Source organism: Bacteroidales bacterium (assembly GCA_018334875.1).
Classification (GTDB): domain Bacteria; phylum Bacteroidota; class Bacteroidia; order Bacteroidales; family UBA12077; genus JAGXLC01.
On record JAGXLC010000007.1, the window covers coordinates 15,183 to 36,347 of the forward strand.

The window sequence follows — 21,165 nt, forward strand, 5'->3', positions numbered from 1 at the left end:
CCCGCATGTTAACTCATGTTCTTGGTGTGAAGGTTTCTGCATGCGGGTTTCATAGGTCTTTTTTTATAGTGATTATTCCTGTGTCAAATTTGGTGAAACGGCCTATTTTGGCGGCATATTTAATTCCTGCCTGATGCAGGTCTGAGATGATCTGTTCCTCATATTGTTCCGGGACAGCAAACAGAAGTCCACCGGAGGTTTGCGCATCACACAAAATGTATTGCTCTGTTTGGGAAATCCGATCATCCCAGCTTGTTTTATTGTCCAGGAAGTTCAGATTATCCCGGGTGCCTCCGGGAATGATGCCGCCACCTGCAAATTCCCATACTTCATCAATGACAGGAATTTTATCGGCATATATCTCAGCATCAATCTTTTCAGGAGCGGTCATCTCACTCAAATGACCCAAAAGTCCAAACCCTGTCACATCAGTACATGCATGCACCGGATAATTTCTTATAATTTCGGCGGTTTTTTTGTTGAGTGCTGTCATGTATCCGGTAAGCTTCCTCTGCACTTCCTCATTTGCCAATCCCTTCTTCAGGGCTGTTGCTAGTATTCCGGTTCCTATGGGCTTGGTAAGGATCAGGGAGTCTCCTTCGCGGGAGCCTGAGTTTCTCCATATCTTTTCGGGATGGACCCGTCCGGTGACCACCATTCCATATTTGGGTTCATGGTCGTCTACGGTGTGTCCTCCCAGGATATTGATGCCTGCTTCACGAGCCTTTTCCCTCGCTCCCTCGAGGATTTCCTGCAAAAGTGAAATGGGTAGACGTTTTGAAGGGAATCCGACTATGTTCAACCCAAACAGCGGAATGGCCCCCATTGCGTACAGGTCACTCAGTGCATTGGCAGCAGCAATGGCTCCAAAATCATAGCCGTTGTCTACGATGGGAGTAAAGAAGTCCAGGGTCTGGACAATAGCTACCTCCTCGGTGATTTTATAAACCGCGGCATCATCTGAAGTTCGTGTATCGGCAAGTATGTTGGGATCATCCGTCACGGGAATTTTGCTGAGCAGCTTTTCCAGTTCCTGGGGCCTCAGTTTACAAGCGCAACCCATGCCTTGCGTGTAGTGGGTGAGCTTAATTTTGCCGGTTTCTTCTTCAGTCGATTCACCTCCGGCATTCATACGTGATAGGGTTTTCGTGATGATCTTTGCACATTCACTGATCTCTTCCCTGGTGGTGTACTTTCCGGTAGAGAATCTGAGTGTGCCCATAGCAAATTGTTCTTCTACTCCAATGGCCCGGAGTACCGCTGAAATATCTATGTTATCGGTATGGCAGGCAGCTCCGGCGGAGGCTGCTATACCTCTGTCAGAAAGTTCGTTTAAGAGAATATTGGCCTCTATGTTGGGGAAGCTTACCGAAAGGGTGTTGGGCAGTCGCTTTTCCGGATGTCCGTTCAGCCTGATGTCGGGAAAATTTTTTTCAAGTTGCTGATGGAGCATATCCCTTGTTTCCTTCATGATTTCCGCGTTTTTACTCAGATCCCTGCGGGCCGCCTCGCAGGCTTTCCCCAGGCCGGCAATTTCTATTACGTTTTCGGTCCCGGCTCTCATATTTCTTTCATGATCCGCACCGTGTATCAGCTTTTCCAGATGAACGCCTTCCCTGATATATAGCGCACCGACACCCTTGGGGCCGTAGAGTTTATGCCCGGCAATAGATAGCAGGTCCACCCCGGTTTCTTTTGCATTAAGGGTAATTTTTCCTGCTGACTGCGCTGCATCTGTATGAAAAAGTATATGACGGGCCTTTGCTGTTTGAGCAATCTCTTCAATCGGTTGGATGGTGCCAATTTCGTTATTGGCGTGCATGATGGTGATCAAAATGGTATCTGTTTTAATGGCATCTTTTAATTCATCCATACGGACAAGGCCATACTCATCCACGGGAAGATATGTAACGGAAAAACCATTTTCTTCCAGGTATTTACATACTTCTGTTACAGCAGGGTGCTCTATTTCGGAAGTGATAAGATGGTTCCCTTTATCCCGGCAGGCAAAGGCAGCCCCTTTGATTGCATAGTTGTTGGATTCTGTACCGCCACTGGTAAAAACAATTTCGTGAGGCCGGCAGCCGATTAGATCAGCAACTTGTTTGCGTGCCTTTTCCACTGCCTTCTTCCCTTCAATGCCAAACTGATGCATGCTTGACGGATTGCCGAAATAATGGTCGATAAAAGGCTTCATGGCTTCTGCAACTTCCCTGTCAATGGGTGTGGTGGCATTGTAATCCAGATAAACTTCCATAAGTAGTTTTTTACAAATCTAACAATTCTTTCCTGTATTCTATCAGACTTATTCCCCCTGTGTGTTCGGAAGACCTGGGTTGTAAAATTTCTTCATAATCTTCCGTTTGAAGCGGTAGGTTCTGGTTTCAATTTTTTCGAACCAGAGACATTGTCATTGTATCAACCTACCTACATGACAACATGACATGAATTAATATTTGGCATATCATTTGATTCTTTAAGGGTGAAAACATAAATGAAGATGGTCGGCCAGAGAAAACGAGAAAAAAGTTATGTCGAACTAAAAAAGAAAGGAGGATAGCATTATGATACCCATGTTAAGAAATAAACGATTTCTGCCAAGCTTTGATGATGATGTATTTGGCAAAGATTTTCTGAGGGACTTTTTCGATTTTGAAAGCAATCCGAGTGTACCGGAAGTGAACGTAAAAGAAAGCAAAGATCAGTTCACCATTGAAGTTGCTGCACCAGGAATGGATAAGAATGATTTTAATGTGAACATTCAGAACAACATGCTGGTTATTTCTTCTGAAAAAGAAGCACAGGATCAGGAAGGCGGTGAGGATGAGAATTATGTAAGGAGAGAATTCAGCTATAGTTCATTCCAGAGATCTTTCAGTATTCCTGAAACTGTGGATGCAGACAACATCAAAGCCAAATATGAAAATGGGGTGCTTTATGTAGAGCTTCCCAAGAAGAAAGAAGCCGTTGAAAAAGCATCCAAACAAATCAAAATCGAATAGTTACCCGGATTAAATCTGAAGGTATTCATTTGGGTAAGTCAAAAAATAACCGCTTGATTTCAAGCGGTTATTTTTTTGCTATCGGGAAAAAATGATACCTATTCTGGATCATTCTTACCGCAGCTTTAGCTGCAAACAAATTTTTCATAACCTGATGATAGGTATCGTTCTCAAAATTAAGCAATTTAATTTTGCTAAAAAAACAAAATTTTTAGAAGTGGTAGTATACAATGCTGAAATTTTAGTTTTTGTTTTTCTAATAACCATGAATTATATACATTTGCTGTTGAATAACATATTTTTTCAATTTATGTAAATAACGGCCCAATAGAATGAGCGAAGGTGTGCATGTTATAGATAAAATGAATGTGTTTCGGGTCCTTAAAGACGAGCAAAAGGATCGTTTGAAGGAAAAGAGTACACTGGCCCACTATAAAAAAAATGAAATCATTTACAAAGAAGGTGATAAACCCACAGGCCTTCTTTTTCTTTCCACAGGAAAGGTAAAAATCTATAAAGAAGGAGTCGGGGGGAGGGAGCAGATCGTTCGCATGGCACGGCCGAATGGATTCATAGGTTTCCGCGCATTGTTTGCCAAACAAAACTATCTTGCTACCGCCGAAGCCATTGAAGAGTCAGATATCTATACCATTGAGAAACAGACGCTCTTCGATATACTGAAAGAAAACGGCGAATTCGGTCTTAAGATCATTGAATACCTGGCTTCAGAACTCGGATTCTCCAATACCCGTACGGTTACTTTAACGCAGAAACATATCCGGGGAAGACTTGCTGAATCCCTGATATTTCTGAAAGACACCTATGGATTTGAAGAGGACGGAGCTACTCTTAAAGTCTATCTTTCCCGTGAAGACCTGGCCAATCTTTCCAATATGACCACCTCCAATGCCATAAGAACCCTTTCTTCATTTGCCAGGGAAAATATCATTTCCCTGAATGGAAGAAAGATCCAGATTCTTGATGATTTTGAGCTGGAAAGTATCAGTGAACGGGGATGAGAAACCGGCAATAATATGACGACTCAGGTTTTTTCGTGCAATATTTGATCTATATTCCTTGTGATTCTGCTGTTATAAGGCCGGTCGGTATGGTTCAGGATGATGATTGTGCTGGTATCCTCAATAAATCGGATGATACCGGTTCTGAAACCGTTCCATTTGCCATAATGGTAAACCATCTTTTTGCCGTTGGATTCCTTTAACCTGAATCCGAAGCCATAGGGATAGTGATTTCCGTTTTTCAGTTCAAGTGATTGAAATGCTTCTTTCTTGGTCTGTTCTGAAATGAGCTTGTTTTCATACAGCCCCTGGTCCCATTTATACAGATCGCTAACAGAAGAGTATACGCCTTTGTCACCCACTGTTCCGTCGTTTACGGTAGGAGAGACGTTTCTGAAATAGCGACCCCACTGGCGGTAGCCATTTACATGTTGGTGGTTGTTTTTTCCGTAAGCCGTGCTGTAAACATAACTATTATTCATATCCAGGGGGTCAAAGATGTTCTCTTCCATAAAGGCATCGTATCGCATCCCTGTGATGTTTTCTATTATAGAAGCCAGTACCACATATCCCGTATTGGTATAGTGGAATCTTGTACCTGGTTTAAAATACAGGTTTAACCTGTGCCTGGCAAGCATATCCATAACATCATCGTTATAGGGAGGTCTGTCTTTGTTCCAGTAATGTTCTAATAACCACATATAATTGGCAAGGCCTGATGTATGATTAAGCAATTGCCTGATGGTGATATCTTTATAGGGGAAATGGTCGATGTATCGATGGGCTGAATCGGAGTAATCCAGTAAGCCCCGCTCTTTGAGTATCATTATCCCCATGGCAGTGAACTGTTTGGTTATCGAAGCCACCTGAAATATGTGATCGTCGGATAGGGGGGTGTTGTTTTTCGGATCGGAATAACCAAATGATTTGTTGTAAATCAGGTAGTTATTATGAGCCACCAGCACATTTCCCTGGAAATTTATGCTTTGGTGGTGTATATTAAGAAAAGAATCGATTTTTTCTATTTTTTTGCTGTACATGAGTTGGGCGATCTCCGATTCCTCTATATTGTATTCCCCATGTGCCACACTACTTGCCGAAGTGGGAAAGGTGAACGTAGTGAAGGAAATGGGGAGAATAAATATCACCATCATTAGGGTGATTCCAAGCAATGTGTTTAGTTTTCCGAATTTTAGGGCTTTCATGCTTTTACTCCGTTTAAAGGTTTCAAAAGTAAGGTAAAATTTTATATGAGTCAATAGTTGTTTGATTTTTTGTTAATAATAAGACATGTTTTTATGAAATATACTTCAATTATCATCTTGTCCGGTGCGAATGATTTACAAATGATTCGGGTTAGAAAATCCATGCCAAATATTGTACATTTGTATCAACAAGGAGAAAGAGAAAATGTTCGGGAGTTGTGTACAGGCAATTATCCCGGATTGATCTTTTAACAAAAAAGTGATTAAAAAGTGGGAAGAAAGAAGCGATTACCGGTTTACGAAGAGGTACCGATACTTGATATAGGAGCTGAAGGAAAATCCATTGCCAGGGTTGACAATCAGGTGGTATTTGTGACCAAAGCCTTGCCCGGTGATGTAGTGGATATCAAGATAACCCGGAAGAAAAAATCCTATATGGAAGGGCTGCCTTTAAGGTTCCACCAATATTCGGATAAGCGTGTCGAGCCTTTTTGTAAACATTTTGACCTGTGTGGTGGCTGTAAGTGGCAGGATTTGCCCTATTCCGAACAATTAAAGTACAAGCGGCAGCAGGTAACTGATAATCTCGAGCGTATAGCAAAGGTTGATCTACCGCTGGTAAGAGATATCCTTCCGGCACCGGATACCCGGTATTACCGGAACAAAATGGAGTTTACCTTTTCCAGTATCCGGTGGTTGAGAAAAGAAGAGATGGACTTACCCGATGAAGAGAAGGAGCTGAGGGGCTTGGGCCTGCATATTCCCGGCCGCTGGGATAAGGTCGTGGATATTGAACATTGCTATCTGCAGAAAGAACCGTCCAACAGAATCCGGCTGGCCGTAAAGGATTTTGCGATCAGAAACGGATACAGTTTTTTCGATCTGAGAAAACATGAAGGTTTCCTGCGCAACCTGATCATCCGTACTTCTTCTACTGATGAAGTGATGGTGATTTTGGTTTTTGCCTTAGATGATCCTTCTGCAAGGGAATCCATTCTGGACTATCTGAAGGAGGCCTTCCCGGAGATCACCTCCCTGTTTTATATGATCAATCCCAAAGCCAATGATTCGATCTTTGACCTGGATCCCGTTTTATATTATGGCAGGGCATTTATTTATGAAGAGATGGAAGGTTTAAAGTTTAAAGTAGGGCCAAAATCATTTTATCAAACCAATTCCCGGCAGGCATACGAGCTTTATAAACTGGTAAGGCGGTTTGCGAATTTGCAGGGTGACGAAAGGGTTTATGATCTTTACACCGGCACCGGCACCATTGCCAATTTTCTGGCTCCACACTGCAAACATGTGGTGGGTATTGAGTCGGTAAAAGAAGCCATAGATGATGCCAGGCAGAATGCCGAATTAAACAGGCTAAACAATACCACCTTTATTCACGGAGATATGAAGGAGCTGCTGAATGAGGATTGCTTCAGCCGGTACGGATACCCGCAGGTTTTGGTAACCGACCCGCCGAGAGCCGGCATGCACAAGGATGTGGTAAGCAATGTTCTCAGGGCAGAACCGGCCAGAATTGTATATGTAAGCTGCAATCCCGCCACGCAGGCCAGGGATATTTACATGCTGGCCGGGAAATACAGGGTAATGGATGTTCAGCCTGTGGATATGTTTCCCCATACCTATCATGTGGAGAATTTGGTATTGCTGGAAAAGCGCTTGGACTGAACACCATTCCCTTGCATAATCTACGGCAATGATTTTCGTTCTTATTTTTGCCAACAGGTTTTGGCGGATAAAATTAAAGTATTAGTTTTGCAACCGGAGGAATGGCGGAGTGGACGAACGCGGCGGTCTTGAAAACCGTTGACACCTTGCGGTGTCCGGGGGTTCGAATCCCTCTTCCTCCGCTAGGTCTAAAGGCTTTCTGTATTGCAGGAAGCCTTTTTTGTTTGTGAAAGAGAATGGATTTGTTGAAGAGGGATCACGGAATGAAATGCAGTAATCCCTCTTCCTCCGCTAGGTCTAAAGGCTTTCTGTATTGCAGGAAGCCTTTTTTGTTTAGACCCTTTATTTATCCGCATTGGTCAGCTTCAAAATGCGTCCTGGCTGGTTTACAACCACATAAATGGCGCCATCCGGACCGGGGGCTGCATCTCTGACACGGCCCGCGTTTTTCAATATGGTTTCGGTATGCAGAATCCGGTGATCGTAAACACGGAGAAGCTGAACCTCTTCAAAGCGAAGGGCTGTTACCAGCAGATCGTTGTTCCATTTTGGAAATTCATCACCGGTATAAAAAGACATACCGCATACAGCGATCGAAGGTTTATAGTAAAGTATCGGCTGCATCATGCCGGGTCTATCGGTCTCCTCGGTGATGATGGTTCCATCGTAGTTTTTTCCGTAGGTGATGACCGGCCATCCATAATTTTTTCCCCCCTGTATCAGGTTGATTTCATCTCCTCCCATAGGTCCGTGTTCGGTTTCCCAAATTTCGCCAGTTTCAGGATGCACACCCAGCCCCTGGGCATTTCTTGATCCGAAGGCGAATATGGAAGGCAGTGCACCTTTTCGGTCCTTAAAGGGATTGTCTTTTGGTATGCTTCCATCTGGGTTGATCCGGTGGATCTTTCCGTTTGGACGGCTCAAATCCTGGGCCTGGTCTTGTGCTCCGCGGTCTCCTATGCTGAAATAGAGATATCCCTCGGGATCAAATACGATGCGGCTGCCATAGTGATATCTTGTGGTGCGGTAAGTATCATGTGGCGCCTCAAAGATTACCTCCTGCCCGGTCCAGGTATTGTCTTTTATTTTGCCTCTTACTATCCTTGTCATGGCGGGTGTACGCTCTCCTTCATTTTCTTCTTTCAGCTCATGGCTATAGGCCAGGTATATCCAACCGTTTTTTTCATATTGGGGATCTACCTTAACATCAAGCAGACCACCCTGTCCGCTGTGCAAAACTTCCGGTGTATTCTTTACCGGCTCCTCCATCAGTTGGTCGTTTTCGATGATCCGCAGCCGCCCTGGCCGCTCGGTGACCAGTATTTTGTTATCACCAATGAAATCAATGGCCCAGGGTATTTCCAGCTTATCGGTGATCACCTCCATCTCCATCTGGTAATCCAGTGTCTGCAGATCGAGTGGTATTTCCTCTCTGTCTTGGCTTCTTTCCGTCTCAAAATCCTCAATATAAGCAAGCACCCGATCTATTTCGTCATCGCTCAGGGTTTCATCATATGCCGGCATGCCTACATGTGGAATGCCGAATTTGATGTTGCGGAATTTATAGCTTCTGCCTCCTCCATACTGCCATACACCGTTGATTAAACTCTGGGCATTGCCTCCGTCTAATTCGGCCCCGTGGCACTGGGCACAATGTTGCTTGTACAGTTGTCTTCCCTCATTCTCCTGCGCCTGAATAGCCATTACAGGTAGAAGAATAAGCAGCCCGGTGAATAAGTGCATCGGTAAATTTTTCATAAATGAATGATTTATTTGTTGAATGTGAAATTTCAAGGATAAATATAGGAATTTTTTATTAAAATTTAATTGTGGATGGTTTGCAGAAGATTATTTATATTCAGTTTATTTAATAAATGGCCATTAGTGCACGAATAAATATAGCCCTGACACAGAAAAGCAGGGTTGGGTCCATGATAATGGCCCGGGCATTTTCCTTGATGGGGGTTTCAGGTTTTAAAGCCAGTTCAATAATCACCTTATTGACATTCTGGGGTCAATGGTAATGTGCTTAATGGTTCCTACATTGATTCCCATGTATTTAACAGGGCTGCCTACCTCCAGGCCACTAACGGAAACGCCTTCATAGGATACATAATATATATCCTCTTTTTCGAAAAACTCCCGGGCGGCTAAAAAACCTATGACAGAAAGCAGTATTGCCAGACTTACAAAGAGAAAAACCCCAAGACGGATTTTTTGTGAACGATTTCTCATAATGTGCTTTAAAATTTTTGATAAAAATACATTATTTTTTTTGACTTCATGCATTTTTTTATTATCTTGACAAATTGTTAAACATATAAAATTCATCAAAAATGAGTAATGGTAGTTTTAGTTTCGGCAAGTTTTATAAAGATTCAAAGCAAACCCTTTTTCAACCCAAAGCGTACTTCGCTGAAATGGAGATCAGTGGAGGTCTGGGTGAACCCATTCTTAAAGCTTTGGTTTATGGGGTTATAGCAGGAATCTTTATATTGATCTGGAGCCTGTTGGATATAATAGGTGTTACAGCAGGTAGTAACAGCGGCAATGATGCTGTAGTAGGTTTTTTCGGCACCATCATCGGAGCTGTTGTGGGTGTGTTTGTTGCAGGATTGATTATTATGGCCCTCTCTTACATTTGCAGTGGCAACAAAAATTATGAGGCCAACATGCGGGTAGCTGCTTCCATCATGGTCGTGTTACCCGTCAGTTCGATTCTGGGATTCTTCGGTGGAATCAGTTACGTGCTGGGTGCGGTGATCGCGCTGCTGGTTCATCTGTACGGTGTGTATATGCTTTATAATGCACTTGTAAGTACATTAAAAGGAGACCAAAAGCCTGCCAAGGCAATTTCTTACATCTTGGGTGTATTACTGGTTATTTTTGCCATTATCGGTTTGGTATAGCACACTCCGTGGGCGTTATAAGCAGAGGATAAAACAAAAAAACAGGAAATGTCGATATTCCTGTTTTTTTGTTTCAGTATTTTTGTGGAATGTTCTGTGATTACAGTGTGGCTTGAAAGGTAAGCTGTGTCTTTTTCGCTATTTTTCCCCGTAATCTTCTGTAATACGGATTTTTTTCCAATTATGCGTCTGGTGGCTTTTTTGAGCCTGCAAATACTCGTTTTGCAGTTGAGCGAAAACCATGGGAACGGTTGAAATTCCTTTGACCTTGCCTGCATTCACGCCGGTAAAGGCAAAGCCGTCGTTCATATTACCGTTATAGGCTTCCAACAGGGCCTGGGCAATACAGTAAGAAGTAGTTTTTGGATCACATGACTTGATGCAGTGATGTCTGCACACAGACGGCTTTCGTTTCCCTTCTTTTGCTTCCCGGAGAAATTGGTTTGAAAGCGATCTTCCGGGCATGCCCACCGGACTTTTTATAATCTCAATGTCCTCTTCATCAGCATCCACAAAAGCATTTTTGAAGACAACAGAGGCATCACACTCTTCGGTTGCCACAAAACGGGTTCCCAGTTGCACAGCGTCCGCTCCCTGCCGGATAAAGCTATACATATCGGCCCCGGAGTAAATACCCCCGGCAGCTATTACCGGTATCTTCCGGTCATACTGTTGCTCTATGTTTTTAGTAACTCCAAGTACATCCTCCACCAGATGCTCCAGTCGGTTGTTTTCATTATGGAGGGCTTCTGCTTTAAAGCCCAGATGTCCACCTGCCTTGGGACCTTCCACAACGATAGCGTCTGGCAGATAATCATAATTTTGTTTCCATTTCTTGCAGATGATCGAAGCTGCCCGTGAGGAGGAAACAATGGGCACCAGCTTTGTTTTACTTTCCTTGTCCAGGTATCCCGGTAAATCAAGTGGTAGTCCTGCTCCCGAAAATATAATGTCGATGCCTTCTTCAAGGGAAGTACGCACCATATCACTGAAATTGGTAATCACCGACATGATATTGACACCAAGGATACCGTCTGTTTGATTGCGTGCTTTTCTGATTTCATTGCGTATGGCTTCGATATTCCTTTTTCTGTATTGTTTGTGGGTTTTATGACCTATCAAGCCGATGCCTACCGATGATATGACCCCGACACCTCCCATGTTGGCTACCGCCGAAGCAAGCCCTGACAGGGAAATGCCAACACCCATTCCCCCCTGTATGATGGGGACGGGTATAGAAAGGTCTCCTATATTAAGGGATTCTAAATTCATAATATTTTTCATTTTTAATTGCTTCTTATTTTATATGGTAAAAAAGCAGAACCTCTGCTTTTGCATCTGTAGTTGTTTGTGATAAATCCGCAAGAGTCAATGGTTGTATGAAATGGTAAGATATTTCAGGCCATTATCATCTTCGGCTGCAAACAAAGTTTGCTGCAAAAATGTTCATTTTTACCTGAATTTTATAATTTGAATTTAATCCAATGGAGCAATTGGCAGCTTACACAAGACACCGAACGCCGATCACCTCCTTTCGGCAATGGAGGGTAGGCGAAGATAGAAGCTTCAGCCCAATGGGTCATCTGTCGTTCATTGAATCATTATTTTCTAAGGCTACTCCGCCTTTTTGACCTTGATGCCTTTTGGTACCTTGATTCCCAGCATGTCTGTAAATTTCTCCACCAGGTTGTAGATGGTCTCACGGGTTTCTTCGTCAAAATCTTCCAATGTCAACTCTTCGGACTGAACTTTTGAAAGAAAGGTGGAACCCAGAATGGATCTTGACATGTTGTTGTTCTCGATATAATCCGAATTGGCTTCAGTGATGCCAATGCGTTTGTTAAGTATGTGCTTTTTGAAATCAAGTGTGGAGAAGATGTCCTCGATCTTTCTGAAGCCCTCATCCAGGATGAGTATCTTCTCCTTGGTTTTTTCATCATCGTTCTGGAAAAGGTTATGCCTGAAATAGTCGTATATATCCCGGCCTTCATCATGGTTGCCCAGGATGATGTAAAATCCGAGTTTCCAACCCATCAGCAGGTTGGCCAGAGAAGTGACATTGGAAACATCGGAGGCGGGCAGGAAATAAAGTTCTTCATTCAGTCCCACAATCCTGTAAAGGGCATTAAAGAAATAGTAGGAAGCGATATCCTCTACGATGATGTTGTTGTCCTTCTGGACAAATTTTTGATCGTTCAGGCGTGTGCCCATCAATACATAGATAGGGGAGAGGGTGTCACTCGAGGCGGTTTTGAAGGAACCGGGTTCAAAGATTACTGTTTCGCTGTATTCTTCTTCATCGGCTCTTTGAAGGGCCAGAATCCGGTACAGTTTGTTAACGTTGATCAGATGCGGTGAATGTGTGGTATAGAGAATCTGCACATCATTTTTGAGGTCCTCGAATACCTTGAGCACATCCTCCTGGGCTCTTGCATGCAGGCTTAATGCCGGCTCGTCTATTAACAATACACGGTCGCGGTTCTTATGCTTGGCAAAGGCTTTCAGCTCAAGATAAAAGGAGAGAAACCATCTCACGCCGCGGCTTCTTTGCTGGGGATAGAGCCTTTCGTCTTTATCCTTAATCCAGAACTCAATGTAGGGTTTTCCTACCTTTTCCGGTGTATTGTGGTCGTAATGCTCCATCTCAAATGAAATGTGGATTTTGTTGTTCTTGCCCACATTTTGTCTCCAGTATTCATGGAAATCCACCGTGATCTCATTGTTGAGCTTTTCGATCTTTTGCTTGAGTATCCGGCTGTTCTTCTGGTTGAAGAATTCTGGTTTCAGATTGGTAATTTCCAGATAGTTTTTAACGGCTTTGAAGCCTTTTACGTTTTCTTTTTCGTTAATGATGTCTTCCAGGTCGATCTTATTGGGCAGCAGGCTGCTGAAATCGTGAAAAAATTCGAATACCGGCGCATTGTCGAAAAAAAGGCTCCCGAGGGTTTCCAGATCATAGTAATTGTCTTCAATATCCATCTGATTGGTTACTTCCTTATCAGCTTGGGATTTTGGTGTACCTTCCATGATCATTGCCGCCGTTCTTACCTTAAACCCATATTCCCTTGTCTTACCGGACAACTGCCTGCTCAGTTCCTTGTAAGACTCTCTCAGGCTTTTTACCTGCATCTCAGCGTTTCTTCGCTCCTTCTCATTGTTGAGAAGGCTATATTCGGCTTCAGCATTCTTTAAATCCCTGTATCTGTTCTGAACCTCGTTCTCCAGGCGTTCTTTTTCCTGATTGATGTTTTCAACCTCACTGGCCAGTTTGTATTGGTCTTCCAGTCTCTGAAGCTTTTCCCCGTGTTCTTTTATTTTATTTTGTATGTCGCTGTGTTCTTCCTGGTACTGTTTTAATGTATCCTGCAGTTCGTTTAGCTTTTCCCTTGCCTGGGCAACATTTTTGTTTTTTTTGGATTTATTCAGCGTCTTTTTTTGTGCCTGAATGTTATGTTCTGTTTCCCTGATGAGTTGATCCAACTCATCTTTCCGGTTGATGAGGCCATCGTATTCCTTTTTCGTCTCTTCATAATCCGTGTAAACCTCGGCCAGTTGATGCCTGGTATTGTTCAGTAATTTTTCTTTCTCCTCCTTCTTTTTATCCCAGTATTTTCTGATGGCTTCTTCCTCAATGCTTATCCTGCTGTTGTGCAGATCCTCCCAGGTTCTGCAGATGCTTATGGACTCCAGTTTTTTTATGATATTGAGGGCTTCGGGGGGTAATTTGTTGATGTCGACTATATCCTTGTATTGGTCGTCATTTAATTCAAAGGAACAGTATACTTCGGGCATGGAAAGGTCGCTTCTCAGGATGTCTTCTGATATTTTTCCAGTATAAAAACTTTCCAGGGCTTCCAGTACAGTCGTTTTTCCGGATTCATTCTGCCCGATCAGTATGGTGATATTGTCATTGGCCGTATTGCACCATCCGGAATCAATTATGGAACGATAATTTTTTATTCTGAAGGATTTTAATTTCATAATGATTTAATTTTATCTGTATTAAAAGCTTACCCCTATTACCAACACGTCATCTACCTGTTCAAAATTGCCTTTCCATTCCCTGAACTTTTCATCCAGGATGGATTTTTGCTCAGGTAACTCATGGGATTGTATTTCGGTTAGGAGTTTTCTGAAGTTCTTAAACTTGAATTTTTTGAATTCCGAGCCTCCGAGTTGATCTACAAAGCCGTCTGTGAAAAGATAGGCCCTGTCGCCCGGTTTAACCTGAATGGTATGGTTTGTGAACGAACTTTCGAATAAGGCGTATATACCGATGGGCATCCGGTCTCCACGAATTTCATTTAAGGTGCCCTTGTGAAAGTGATACATTGGATTTTTGGCTCCTGAAAACTGAAGCTCTCTGGTTTTTTGATTGTAGATAAACAGGGCCAGATCCATGCCGTCCTTGAGCTCTTTTTTGTCACCTGTTTGGTTCAGGGTTTTCATAATCCGTTCCCGCATGCTGTTTAAAATGCGGTTTGCTTTGGGAAGGGGATCCCTGTTGGTAATTTCATTGAGAAAAGTAATTCCCAGTATGCTCATGAAAGCACCGGGAACACCATGACCTGTGCAATCTCCCACTGCCAGGACAATTTTTTCCCGAACCTGGCGCAACCAGAAAAAATCACCGCTCACCATATCTCTGGGTAAAAAGAATACGAAATTATCGGGAAACATCCTGTTTAAATCTTCCTGACTTGGAAGAAGCACTTTTTGGATATACTGGGCATACTCCAGGCTTTCGTTCAGGGCTTTCTTCTGGCGCTCAACGAGTTTCTTGAGATATTCTTCTTCCGATGTTTTGATTTTTTCCTGATTCATCTCAACTGGTATTGTATTGTCCTCAGTAATTTCATAAAATTAATAAAAATGACGATAAATTAGCATTTAGAAACGGGTAAATTTTGACCAAATCCATATATTTTTACTTTAGATGACCTTTTGTTTATTTAAAAATAATCCAGACCTGTATAATTCCACGGGCTGATTTTTTTGAGCTTTTCCCTGACCGATTCATTCACATCCAGTTGATCTATGAATTCAATAAAGTCGTTTTGGGTTAATTGTTTGTTTTTACGAGTAAAATGCTTTAAAAGTTCGTACGGATTTTCTATTCCTTCTTTTCTCAGCATGGTTTGGATTGCTTCGGCAACAACGCTCCAGTTTTCCTCCAGGTCCCGGTCAATGGCTTCTTTGTTCAGTGTAATTTTATTCAATCCTTTGGTCAGTGATTGAAAAGCAATGAGTGTATGGGCAAAAGGCACGCCAATATTCCTGGAAACGGTAGAATCCGTAAGATCTCTCTGCAACCTGGAAATTGGAAGCTTGGATGCCATGTGTTCCAGGATGGCATTGGCCATGCCCAGGTTTCCCTCTGCATTCTCAAAATCTATGGGGTTTACCTTATGGGGCATTACCGAGGAACCTACTTCTCCTTTTTTGATCTTTTGTTTGAAATAGTTCATGGAGATATAACTCCACATATCCCTGGAAAGATCGGTCAAAATGGTGTTGATCCGGCACATACCATGGAAAAATGACGCCAGGTTATCGTAATGTTCGATCTGGGTGGTGATCTTTGATCTTTCCAGTCCCAGCCCTTTATTTACAAAGTTATCGGCGAAGGCTTCCCAGTCGATTTCGGGATAAGCCAGGTGATGGGCATTGAAATTACCGGTAGCCCCTCCGAACTTCGCTGAAAAAGGTATCTGTTTCAGTTGCCTCATCTGCTCGTTTAGGCGCTCGTAAAAAACCCTGATTTCTTTTCCTACCCGTGTAGGTGATGCAGGCTGGCCGTGTGTATGGGCAAGCATCGGAATGTCCTTCCATTCCCGGGAAAGTTCATCCAGCTTTTTAAGGAGACTTTCAATATGGGGAAGGTAATGGTTGTTAAATGCATCCTTCAGTGAAAGCGGTGTGGCTGTGTTATTGATGTCCTGCGAAGTTAGTCCGAAATGTATGAATTCCTTATAATCTTTAAGCCCCAGCTCAATGAATTGTTCCTTCAGGAAATATTCTACCGCTTTTACGTCATGATTTGTTTCTTTTTCAATTTCCTTGATCTTTTCTGCGTCTTTGAGATCGAAGTTTTTGTATATCCTGCGTAAAGGCTCAAAAAACTCATGGTTGAAACTTTTCAGTTCCGGAAGGGGAATAAGGCACAGATGGATGAAATATTCCATTTCGATCCGGATGCGGTATTTGATGAGTCCGAATTCTGAGAAATAGCGGTCTGTTTCTTCTGTTTTCCTTCGGTATCTTCCATCTATGGGAGATATGGCCGTAAGTGCATTTAAATCCATAATGGTTTAAACTTTTGTTTCGGCAAAAGTAGAAAAATTTGGCTCCCGTTTTTCTTTTAATCGTAATAAATACGCTTTACAATGAAGTGAAAGCTCGGAGGTGAATTAGAATTGAACCCTTGCTGTTAAAATTTGTAAAAAATGCGTGTGGATTGTTAAATAAATAATTGGTGTTTGTCCATAAAATCAAATAGATTTGAAAGAGTCTCGTCTGGAATGTCCGCTGATAAGGTTGGGGAGTTTTGAATGCCAAATGTAGAGACGTACGGCCGTACGTCTCTACCAGATATAATTGATTGGCATGAAAAATGATCGTAACGAAGCCATCGGACATTATAGACAGCCTCTAATTAGGCACATAGGATGGATTTGTTTCAGTCCGGATTATATACCGGTAATTCAGCCGTTTTTAGTAATGGAAGCTTTTTGTCAGTCCATAAGATAATTTTTTATACCTTTGGCTAAAGTCTTTGAGTGTCTTTTTACCTGAATGCACTAAATCGTATTAATAATTACCATGATAAACATAAACTTTACAAGAGCTTTATCACTACAGACGGTATTCATGATGGTCATACTGGCGGTAAGTTTTTCGGTTTTGCCCCGGGAAACAGCAGGAAGGGAGTCTTTAAGACAGAATGAACCCACCGACAGTTTGCTGGTATACAATTTTGATATCACCCAGAACATTGAGCCGGCTGCCTGGCGACTTACCAAACGGGCATTTGCCGAGGCACAGGAGCTTAATGCAGATTATATCGTTGTCAATATGAATACCTACGGAGGTTTGGTGAATATTGCCGATTCCATAAGAAGTAAGTTTCTGGACAGCAAGATACCGGTAATCGTATTTATTACCAACAATGCTGCCTCAGCCGGTGCGTTGATCTCCATTGCTGCTGACAGCATTTATATGAAGGAAGGGGCACGGATAGGGGCGGCCTCGGTGGTCAATCAACAGGGTGAGGTCATGCCTGAAAAGTATCAGTCATATATGCGGTCGACCATGCGGGCTACTGCTGAGGCCCAGGGCAGGGATACACTCATAAGGGGGAAAGATACACTTATCCGGTGGCGGAGGGATCCCCGTATTGCTGAGGCCATGGTAGATCCTGAAATTTCCGTGGAAGGTGTGGTAGATGATACCAAGGTTTTAACCTTTACTACAGAGGAAGCCATTGAAAACGGTTATTGCGAAGGCAAAAGAGAAAATATAAAGGAACTGCTTGAAAAGGCCAATATACAGCCCTACAAGATCCGGCGTTATGAGATTACAGGACTGGAGTCTCTGACCGGTTTTCTTATGAACCCGGCATTTCAAAGTATATTGATCATGATCATTGTAGGAGGTATTTATTTTGAATTGCAATCGCCGGGAATCGGATTCCCCTTGCTTGCCGCCGTTATTGCGGCTGCCCTTTATTTTGCACCCCTTTATGCCGAAGGCATTGCCCAGCACTGGGAGCTTGGTCTTTTCATTCTCGGGTTAATCCTTATCGGCATCGAGATTTTCGCCATACCGGGGTTCGGTGTCGCCGGTATTGGAGGTATCCTGCTGACTGTAGCCGGTTTGGTGTTGAGTATGATCGACAACATTGTTTTTGACTATCAGTTGCACACCGAAGAAGCCGTCAAGGCAGTGCTGAAAGCTTTCTTCATTGTCTCCTTGTCCATTTTCATTGCCCTGATACTTTCCATCTATCTAAGCAAAAAACTCCTGACATCAACCCGTCTTTCCCAGCTTGTGCTGGACAGCACCCAGCAAACAGATGAAGGATATATAGGGGTTGATATGGAAATGAAGAGTCTGGTGGGCAAAACAGGAGTCGCCAGTACGGTACTCCGGCCAGGTGGAAAGGTGGAGGTTGACGGGGAAATCTATGATGCCCGTGCAGAAGTTGGATTTATTGACAAAGGCGAAAAGGTAAAAGTGATTCAGTACGGTACCAGCCAGTTGGTGGTTATAAAGGAAGAGGAGAGCTGAGAACTGGGATCTGAGAACTGGGAACTGGGAACTGAGAACTGAGCACTGAGCGCTGTCTTCTCCCTTTCTTCTCTTCCTGTCTTCTCGTCTTCTCGTCCTGTCGTGCCGTCGTTCTTTCATGCCTCTAATTGACCCACGCCACGGCGTGGCTCTACAAATGTCTTTCAATTCGTCTTCCTGTTTTTGCTCACAACTCGTCACTCACTTCCGTCGTTCCATCGCGCCTTCATTCCATCGCTCTCTCGTTCCATCGTGCTGTCGTGCCGTCGTTCCATCGTGCCGTCGTTCTTTCGTGCCCTCGTGCCGTCGTACAATCGTTCCCCAATCTCTGACAATACGGCAGAGGCAACCGATTATTATGAATATTGGTTTTCCGGTAGGGGAATCATTAAAAAGTTATAACTTTGAGCGCTTAAAGTATTGATTATGGAGCAAGCCTTACAGGTATTGGATGAAGTCAGACTGAATTTCAGTCCTTCGGGCCTTTTGGTTCTTAATATCTCCCTGGCCTTCATTATGTTTGGTGTGGCTCTTGAAATCAATACGGAGAATTTTAAAAAGATACTAAAGCACCCCAAATCGGCTGTCATTGGTTTCCTCTCCCAGTTTTTGATCCTGCCGGCGCTCACCTTTCTGTTGGTTTTGCTTATACAGCCTACAGCTAGTGTGGCTTTGGGTATGCTGCTGGTGGCATCGTGTCCCGGGGGCAATATTTCCAACTTCATTTCGCATCTAGCCCGGGGAAATACAGCCCTTTCGGTTACGCTTACCGGTTTTGCCACGCTCGGCTCTATTTTTCTCACTCCTTTGAATTTTGCCTTCTGGGGAGGCCTCTACGAAAAGGCTTCGAATCTGATTATGCCCATTGAGATTGATCCCTGGCATATGTTGCAAACGGTTGTTATTTTGCTGGGCATTCCCATGGTGCTTGGGGTACTTTTTTCAAGGAAATTTCCGGAAACAACCCGGCGCATTGTCAGGCCCATTAAGATCATGTCTATAATTATTTTCGCAGGGTTTGTAGTTGTGGCTTTATCCAATAACTTCAGCTATTTTATTGAATACATTCATCTGATATTTCTTATTGTTCTGGCGCATAACGGTCTGGCTTTGGTGGCAGGCTTTTCGATAGGCACGGCATTTAACCTTCCCCGAATTGACAGACGGTCTGTTACCATAGAAACGGGTATTCAAAATTCCGGTCTGGCGCTCGTGTTGATATTCAATCCAAATATTTTCGGCGGCCTGGGAGGTATGGCTTTTATTGCTGCCTGGTGGGGAATATGGCATATTATTGCTGGTATGGTTATCGCTGGGATTTGGTCAAGAAAACCGCTTCAAAAGAGAGATAATTCATTGGTATGGCAGAGAAAAGGGGTATGACACCACAGCGCAACATTGAAAAACGGGATCCGGGATATGCATTGTTGAAATCATACGTTGAAACCGTATTTCGTTTATATTTCCGAAAGATTTATGTGCAAAACAAGCACAGGATCCCGGATGATGCACCGGTGATCTTTGCCCCCAATCATCAAAATGCCCTGATGGATGCATTGGCTGTACTTTATTCGATTTCCGGCCAGCCGGTATTTCTTGCCCGTGCCGATATCTTTAAAAATAAAGTGATCGCTTCCATACTGGGTTTTTTAAAGCTAATGCCCGTATATCGCATTCGCGACGGTTATACCAGCCTGCAGAACAACGAAAGGGTTCTGAATAAGGTGAGTGAAGTTTTATTTGCTAAAGGCGCTCTTGTGATCTTTCCTGAGGGGAATCACGGAGATAGAAAAGCACTCCGCCCCCTGAAAAAAGGAATTTGCCGGATGGCCCTACAGGCAGAGGAAAAAAACAATTTCCGTCTGGGGCTTTACATAGTACCTGTGGGATTGGATTATGAGAATTATTATAAGTTTCACAAATCCTTGCTGGTCAACTTTGGAGAACCTATTCCAGTTGAATCTTTTCAGGATGAATACCTTCAAAATTCCTCCAGGGCTTATAATTCTCTAAAGAACCGGATTGCAGAGGAATTAAAGAAGGTAATGATTCATATAGGTGAAGTGCATCGGTATCATCTTATTGACCACTTACGGGAGATTTACAGGAAAAGGATGAAGGAGCAGATGAATCTCCCTGATTTGAGTCATCCGCAGAAGTTCAAAGCCGACAGGAGGCTGGTTGGTATTTGTGAAAGTAAGATACAAGAGGAGCCTCATGAAGGTGAAGCGCTTGGCAGAAAAGTGAGGAAATTTCAGAAACACCTGCACCGGCTGAATTTTCGCCCCTGGTTGTTTGAGCGGCAAACGTTTTCCATGCCGCTACTGCTTGTAACTTCTTCTCTTTTTGTACTGTTTTTGCCTTTGTTTTTTTATGGCTTGGTCAACAATGCCCTTCCGTTTTTTCTTCCCGGCCTGGCCAACCGGAATGTAAAAGATCCTCAGTTTTATAGCTCCATTCGCTTTGGGTTGGCCCTTATTTTGTTTCCCCTGTTTTATTTGGTTCAGCTTGTGGTTTTCAGTCAGTTTGTTGACAATGGATGGTGGAGACTCGCTTACCTGGTAAGTCTGCCTTTAACAGGTTATGCCGCATATCAGTATTACCGCCTGCTGAAAAGGTGGTGGCTTAAGGTCCGTTATGAGCTGTTCAGGATGAAAAAACCGGAGCGGTTTAATATGCTCCGTAAGCTCCGTGAGGAAATAATACGAACTGTTGACCGGTGGGTGGAAGAGCGCGTAGGGTCTAATGCCTAGGGCAAAGCGTTCAGGGTTTGGAGCATGGAGCGTGGAGCAGGAAATATCTTTCGGGTCTCGGGTTGGCTGTAGCTAAAGTTGGTGCCTGTAGCTTGATTTACTTGTTGACTCATAGCTATTAATTTCTTTTTCATTCCATCGTTCTTTCGTACCGTCGTGCCGTCGTGCCGTCGTGCCCTCGTGCCCTCGTGCCGTCGTGATTTTTTTTATTTTGATAATTACCTCAGGAAAGAAAGGTCTGCATGTTGCGCTCCATGAATGGTTTTTGCCTCATTCAAAGCTCTCAGATGGAGCGCTGTAGAATC

Annotated in this window: 16 protein-coding genes and 1 tRNA gene; 8 read left to right on the forward strand and 9 right to left on the reverse strand. The window is 43.3% G+C overall.

The window, feature by feature from the left end:
- Positions 1–49: 49 nt before the first annotated feature.
- Complete coding sequence (gene selD / locus KGY70_01250) at positions 50–2,257, reverse strand: selenide, water dikinase SelD (protein ID MBS3773790.1); 2,208 nt, start codon at positions 2,255–2,257, stop codon at positions 50–52.
- Between the two features lie 307 nt (positions 2,258–2,564).
- Between selD and KGY70_01255 the strand changes: the two genes are divergently transcribed.
- Entirely contained in the window at positions 2,565–3,002 is a 438-nt protein-coding gene (locus KGY70_01255; protein ID MBS3773791.1) for an Hsp20/alpha crystallin family protein, read from the forward strand.
- A gap of 332 nt (positions 3,003–3,334) precedes the next feature.
- Positions 3,335–4,021: a Crp/Fnr family transcriptional regulator gene (locus tag KGY70_01260; protein MBS3773792.1), complete on the forward strand. Its 687-nt coding sequence runs from the start codon at positions 3,335–3,337 to the stop codon at positions 4,019–4,021.
- Between the two features lie 23 nt (positions 4,022–4,044).
- On the opposite strand, the gene KGY70_01265 is transcribed toward KGY70_01260, so the two are convergent.
- A complete protein-coding gene (locus KGY70_01265; protein ID MBS3773793.1) occupies positions 4,045–5,226 on the reverse strand; it encodes a beta-lactamase family protein in 1,182 nt (393 codons plus the stop codon).
- 270 nt (positions 5,227–5,496) lie between these two features.
- On the opposite strand from KGY70_01265, the gene rlmD reads away from it, so the two are divergent.
- Positions 5,497–6,909, forward strand: coding sequence for a 23S rRNA (uracil(1939)-C(5))-methyltransferase RlmD (gene rlmD, locus KGY70_01270; protein MBS3773794.1), 1,413 nt, complete (start codon positions 5,497–5,499; stop codon positions 6,907–6,909).
- Between the two features lie 95 nt (positions 6,910–7,004).
- Positions 7,005–7,091, forward strand: a tRNA-Ser gene (locus tag KGY70_01275).
- Positions 7,092–7,251: 160 nt separating this feature from the next.
- Here KGY70_01275 and KGY70_01280 read toward each other — a convergent pair.
- Together KGY70_01280 and KGY70_01285 are read right to left on the reverse strand one after the other, a co-directional pair.
- Positions 7,252–8,667, reverse strand: a complete 1,416-nt coding sequence (locus KGY70_01280) for a PQQ-dependent sugar dehydrogenase (GenBank protein ID MBS3773795.1) — start codon at positions 8,665–8,667, stop codon at positions 7,252–7,254.
- 234 nt (positions 8,668–8,901) lie between these two features.
- Positions 8,902–9,144 carry an MCE family protein gene (locus KGY70_01285; protein MBS3773796.1) on the reverse strand — a complete coding sequence of 81 codons (243 nt, stop codon included), beginning with the start codon at positions 9,142–9,144 and terminating at the stop codon, positions 8,902–8,904.
- A 101-nt stretch (positions 9,145–9,245) separates the two neighbouring features.
- Here KGY70_01285 and KGY70_01290 point away from each other — a divergent pair, with 101 nt between their 5' ends.
- Positions 9,246–9,818 carry a YIP1 family protein gene (locus tag KGY70_01290; GenBank protein MBS3773797.1) on the forward strand — a complete coding sequence of 191 codons (573 nt, stop codon included), beginning with the start codon at positions 9,246–9,248 and terminating at the stop codon, positions 9,816–9,818.
- Positions 9,819–9,956: 138 nt separating this feature from the next.
- Here KGY70_01290 and KGY70_01295 read toward each other — a convergent pair whose 3' ends face one another.
- From KGY70_01295 to purB, 4 genes are all read right to left on the reverse strand, one after another.
- Entirely contained in the window at positions 9,957–11,090 is a 1,134-nt protein-coding gene (locus KGY70_01295; protein MBS3773798.1) for a nitronate monooxygenase, read from the reverse strand.
- Positions 11,091–11,432: 342 nt separating this feature from the next.
- Complete coding sequence (locus KGY70_01300) at positions 11,433–13,799, reverse strand: AAA family ATPase (protein ID MBS3773799.1); 2,367 nt, start codon at positions 13,797–13,799, stop codon at positions 11,433–11,435.
- 21 nt (positions 13,800–13,820) lie between these two features.
- Complete coding sequence (locus KGY70_01305) at positions 13,821–14,642, reverse strand: serine/threonine-protein phosphatase (GenBank protein ID MBS3773800.1); 822 nt, start codon at positions 14,640–14,642, stop codon at positions 13,821–13,823.
- 128 nt (positions 14,643–14,770) lie between these two features.
- Positions 14,771–16,123 carry an adenylosuccinate lyase gene (gene purB / locus KGY70_01310; GenBank protein ID MBS3773801.1) on the reverse strand — a complete coding sequence of 451 codons (1,353 nt, stop codon included), beginning with the start codon at positions 16,121–16,123 and terminating at the stop codon, positions 14,771–14,773.
- A 517-nt stretch (positions 16,124–16,640) separates the two neighbouring features.
- On the opposite strand from purB, the gene KGY70_01315 reads away from it, so the two are divergent.
- Positions 16,641–18,107 carry a nodulation protein NfeD gene (locus tag KGY70_01315; GenBank protein ID MBS3773802.1) on the forward strand — a complete coding sequence of 489 codons (1,467 nt, stop codon included), beginning with the start codon at positions 16,641–16,643 and terminating at the stop codon, positions 18,105–18,107.
- A 197-nt stretch (positions 18,108–18,304) separates the two neighbouring features.
- Here KGY70_01315 and KGY70_01320 read toward each other — a convergent pair whose 3' ends face one another.
- Entirely contained in the window at positions 18,305–18,442 is a 138-nt protein-coding gene (locus KGY70_01320) for a hypothetical protein (protein ID MBS3773803.1), read from the reverse strand.
- A 91-nt stretch (positions 18,443–18,533) separates the two neighbouring features.
- On the opposite strand from KGY70_01320, the gene KGY70_01325 reads away from it, so the two are divergent.
- Both KGY70_01325 and KGY70_01330 read left to right on the forward strand, forming a co-directional pair.
- Positions 18,534–19,490: a bile acid:sodium symporter family protein gene (locus KGY70_01325; protein MBS3773804.1), complete on the forward strand. Its 957-nt coding sequence runs from the start codon at positions 18,534–18,536 to the stop codon at positions 19,488–19,490.
- Positions 19,469–20,860, forward strand: a complete 1,392-nt coding sequence (locus tag KGY70_01330; GenBank protein ID MBS3773805.1) for a 1-acyl-sn-glycerol-3-phosphate acyltransferase — start codon at positions 19,469–19,471, stop codon at positions 20,858–20,860. The genes KGY70_01325 and KGY70_01330 overlap by 22 nt, the downstream gene beginning before the upstream one ends.
- Positions 20,861–21,165 lie beyond the last annotated feature (305 nt).

Excerpts from the sequence above, each read along its gene's own strand:
- KGY70_01325 (MBS3773804.1), top strand. The coding sequence starts at position 18,534 with ATGGAGCAAGCCTTACAGGTATTGGATGAAGTCAGACTGAATTTCAGT.
- selD (MBS3773790.1), bottom strand. The coding sequence starts at position 2,257 with ATGGAAGTTTATCTGGATTACAATGCCACCACACCCATTGACAGGGAA.
- KGY70_01265 (MBS3773793.1), bottom strand. The coding sequence starts at position 5,226 with ATGAAAGCCCTAAAATTCGGAAAACTAAACACATTGCTTGGAATCACC.
- KGY70_01300 (MBS3773799.1), bottom strand. The coding sequence starts at position 13,799 with ATGAAATTAAAATCCTTCAGAATAAAAAATTATCGTTCCATAATTGAT.
- KGY70_01280 (MBS3773795.1), bottom strand. The coding sequence starts at position 8,667 with ATGAAAAATTTACCGATGCACTTATTCACCGGGCTGCTTATTCTTCTA.
- KGY70_01305 (MBS3773800.1), bottom strand. The coding sequence starts at position 14,642 with ATGAATCAGGAAAAAATCAAAACATCGGAAGAAGAATATCTCAAGAAA.
- KGY70_01290 (MBS3773797.1), top strand. The coding sequence starts at position 9,246 with ATGAGTAATGGTAGTTTTAGTTTCGGCAAGTTTTATAAAGATTCAAAG.
- KGY70_01330 (MBS3773805.1), top strand. The coding sequence starts at position 19,469 with ATGGCAGAGAAAAGGGGTATGACACCACAGCGCAACATTGAAAAACGG.
- KGY70_01315 (MBS3773802.1), top strand. The coding sequence starts at position 16,641 with ATGATAAACATAAACTTTACAAGAGCTTTATCACTACAGACGGTATTC.
- KGY70_01295 (MBS3773798.1), bottom strand. The coding sequence starts at position 11,090 with ATGAATTTAGAATCCCTTAATATAGGAGACCTTTCTATACCCGTCCCC.
- KGY70_01260 (MBS3773792.1), top strand. The coding sequence starts at position 3,335 with ATGAGCGAAGGTGTGCATGTTATAGATAAAATGAATGTGTTTCGGGTC.
- purB (MBS3773801.1), bottom strand. The coding sequence starts at position 16,123 with ATGGATTTAAATGCACTTACGGCCATATCTCCCATAGATGGAAGATAC.
- KGY70_01285 (MBS3773796.1), bottom strand. The coding sequence starts at position 9,144 with ATGAGAAATCGTTCACAAAAAATCCGTCTTGGGGTTTTTCTCTTTGTA.
- KGY70_01255 (MBS3773791.1), top strand. The coding sequence starts at position 2,565 with ATGATACCCATGTTAAGAAATAAACGATTTCTGCCAAGCTTTGATGAT.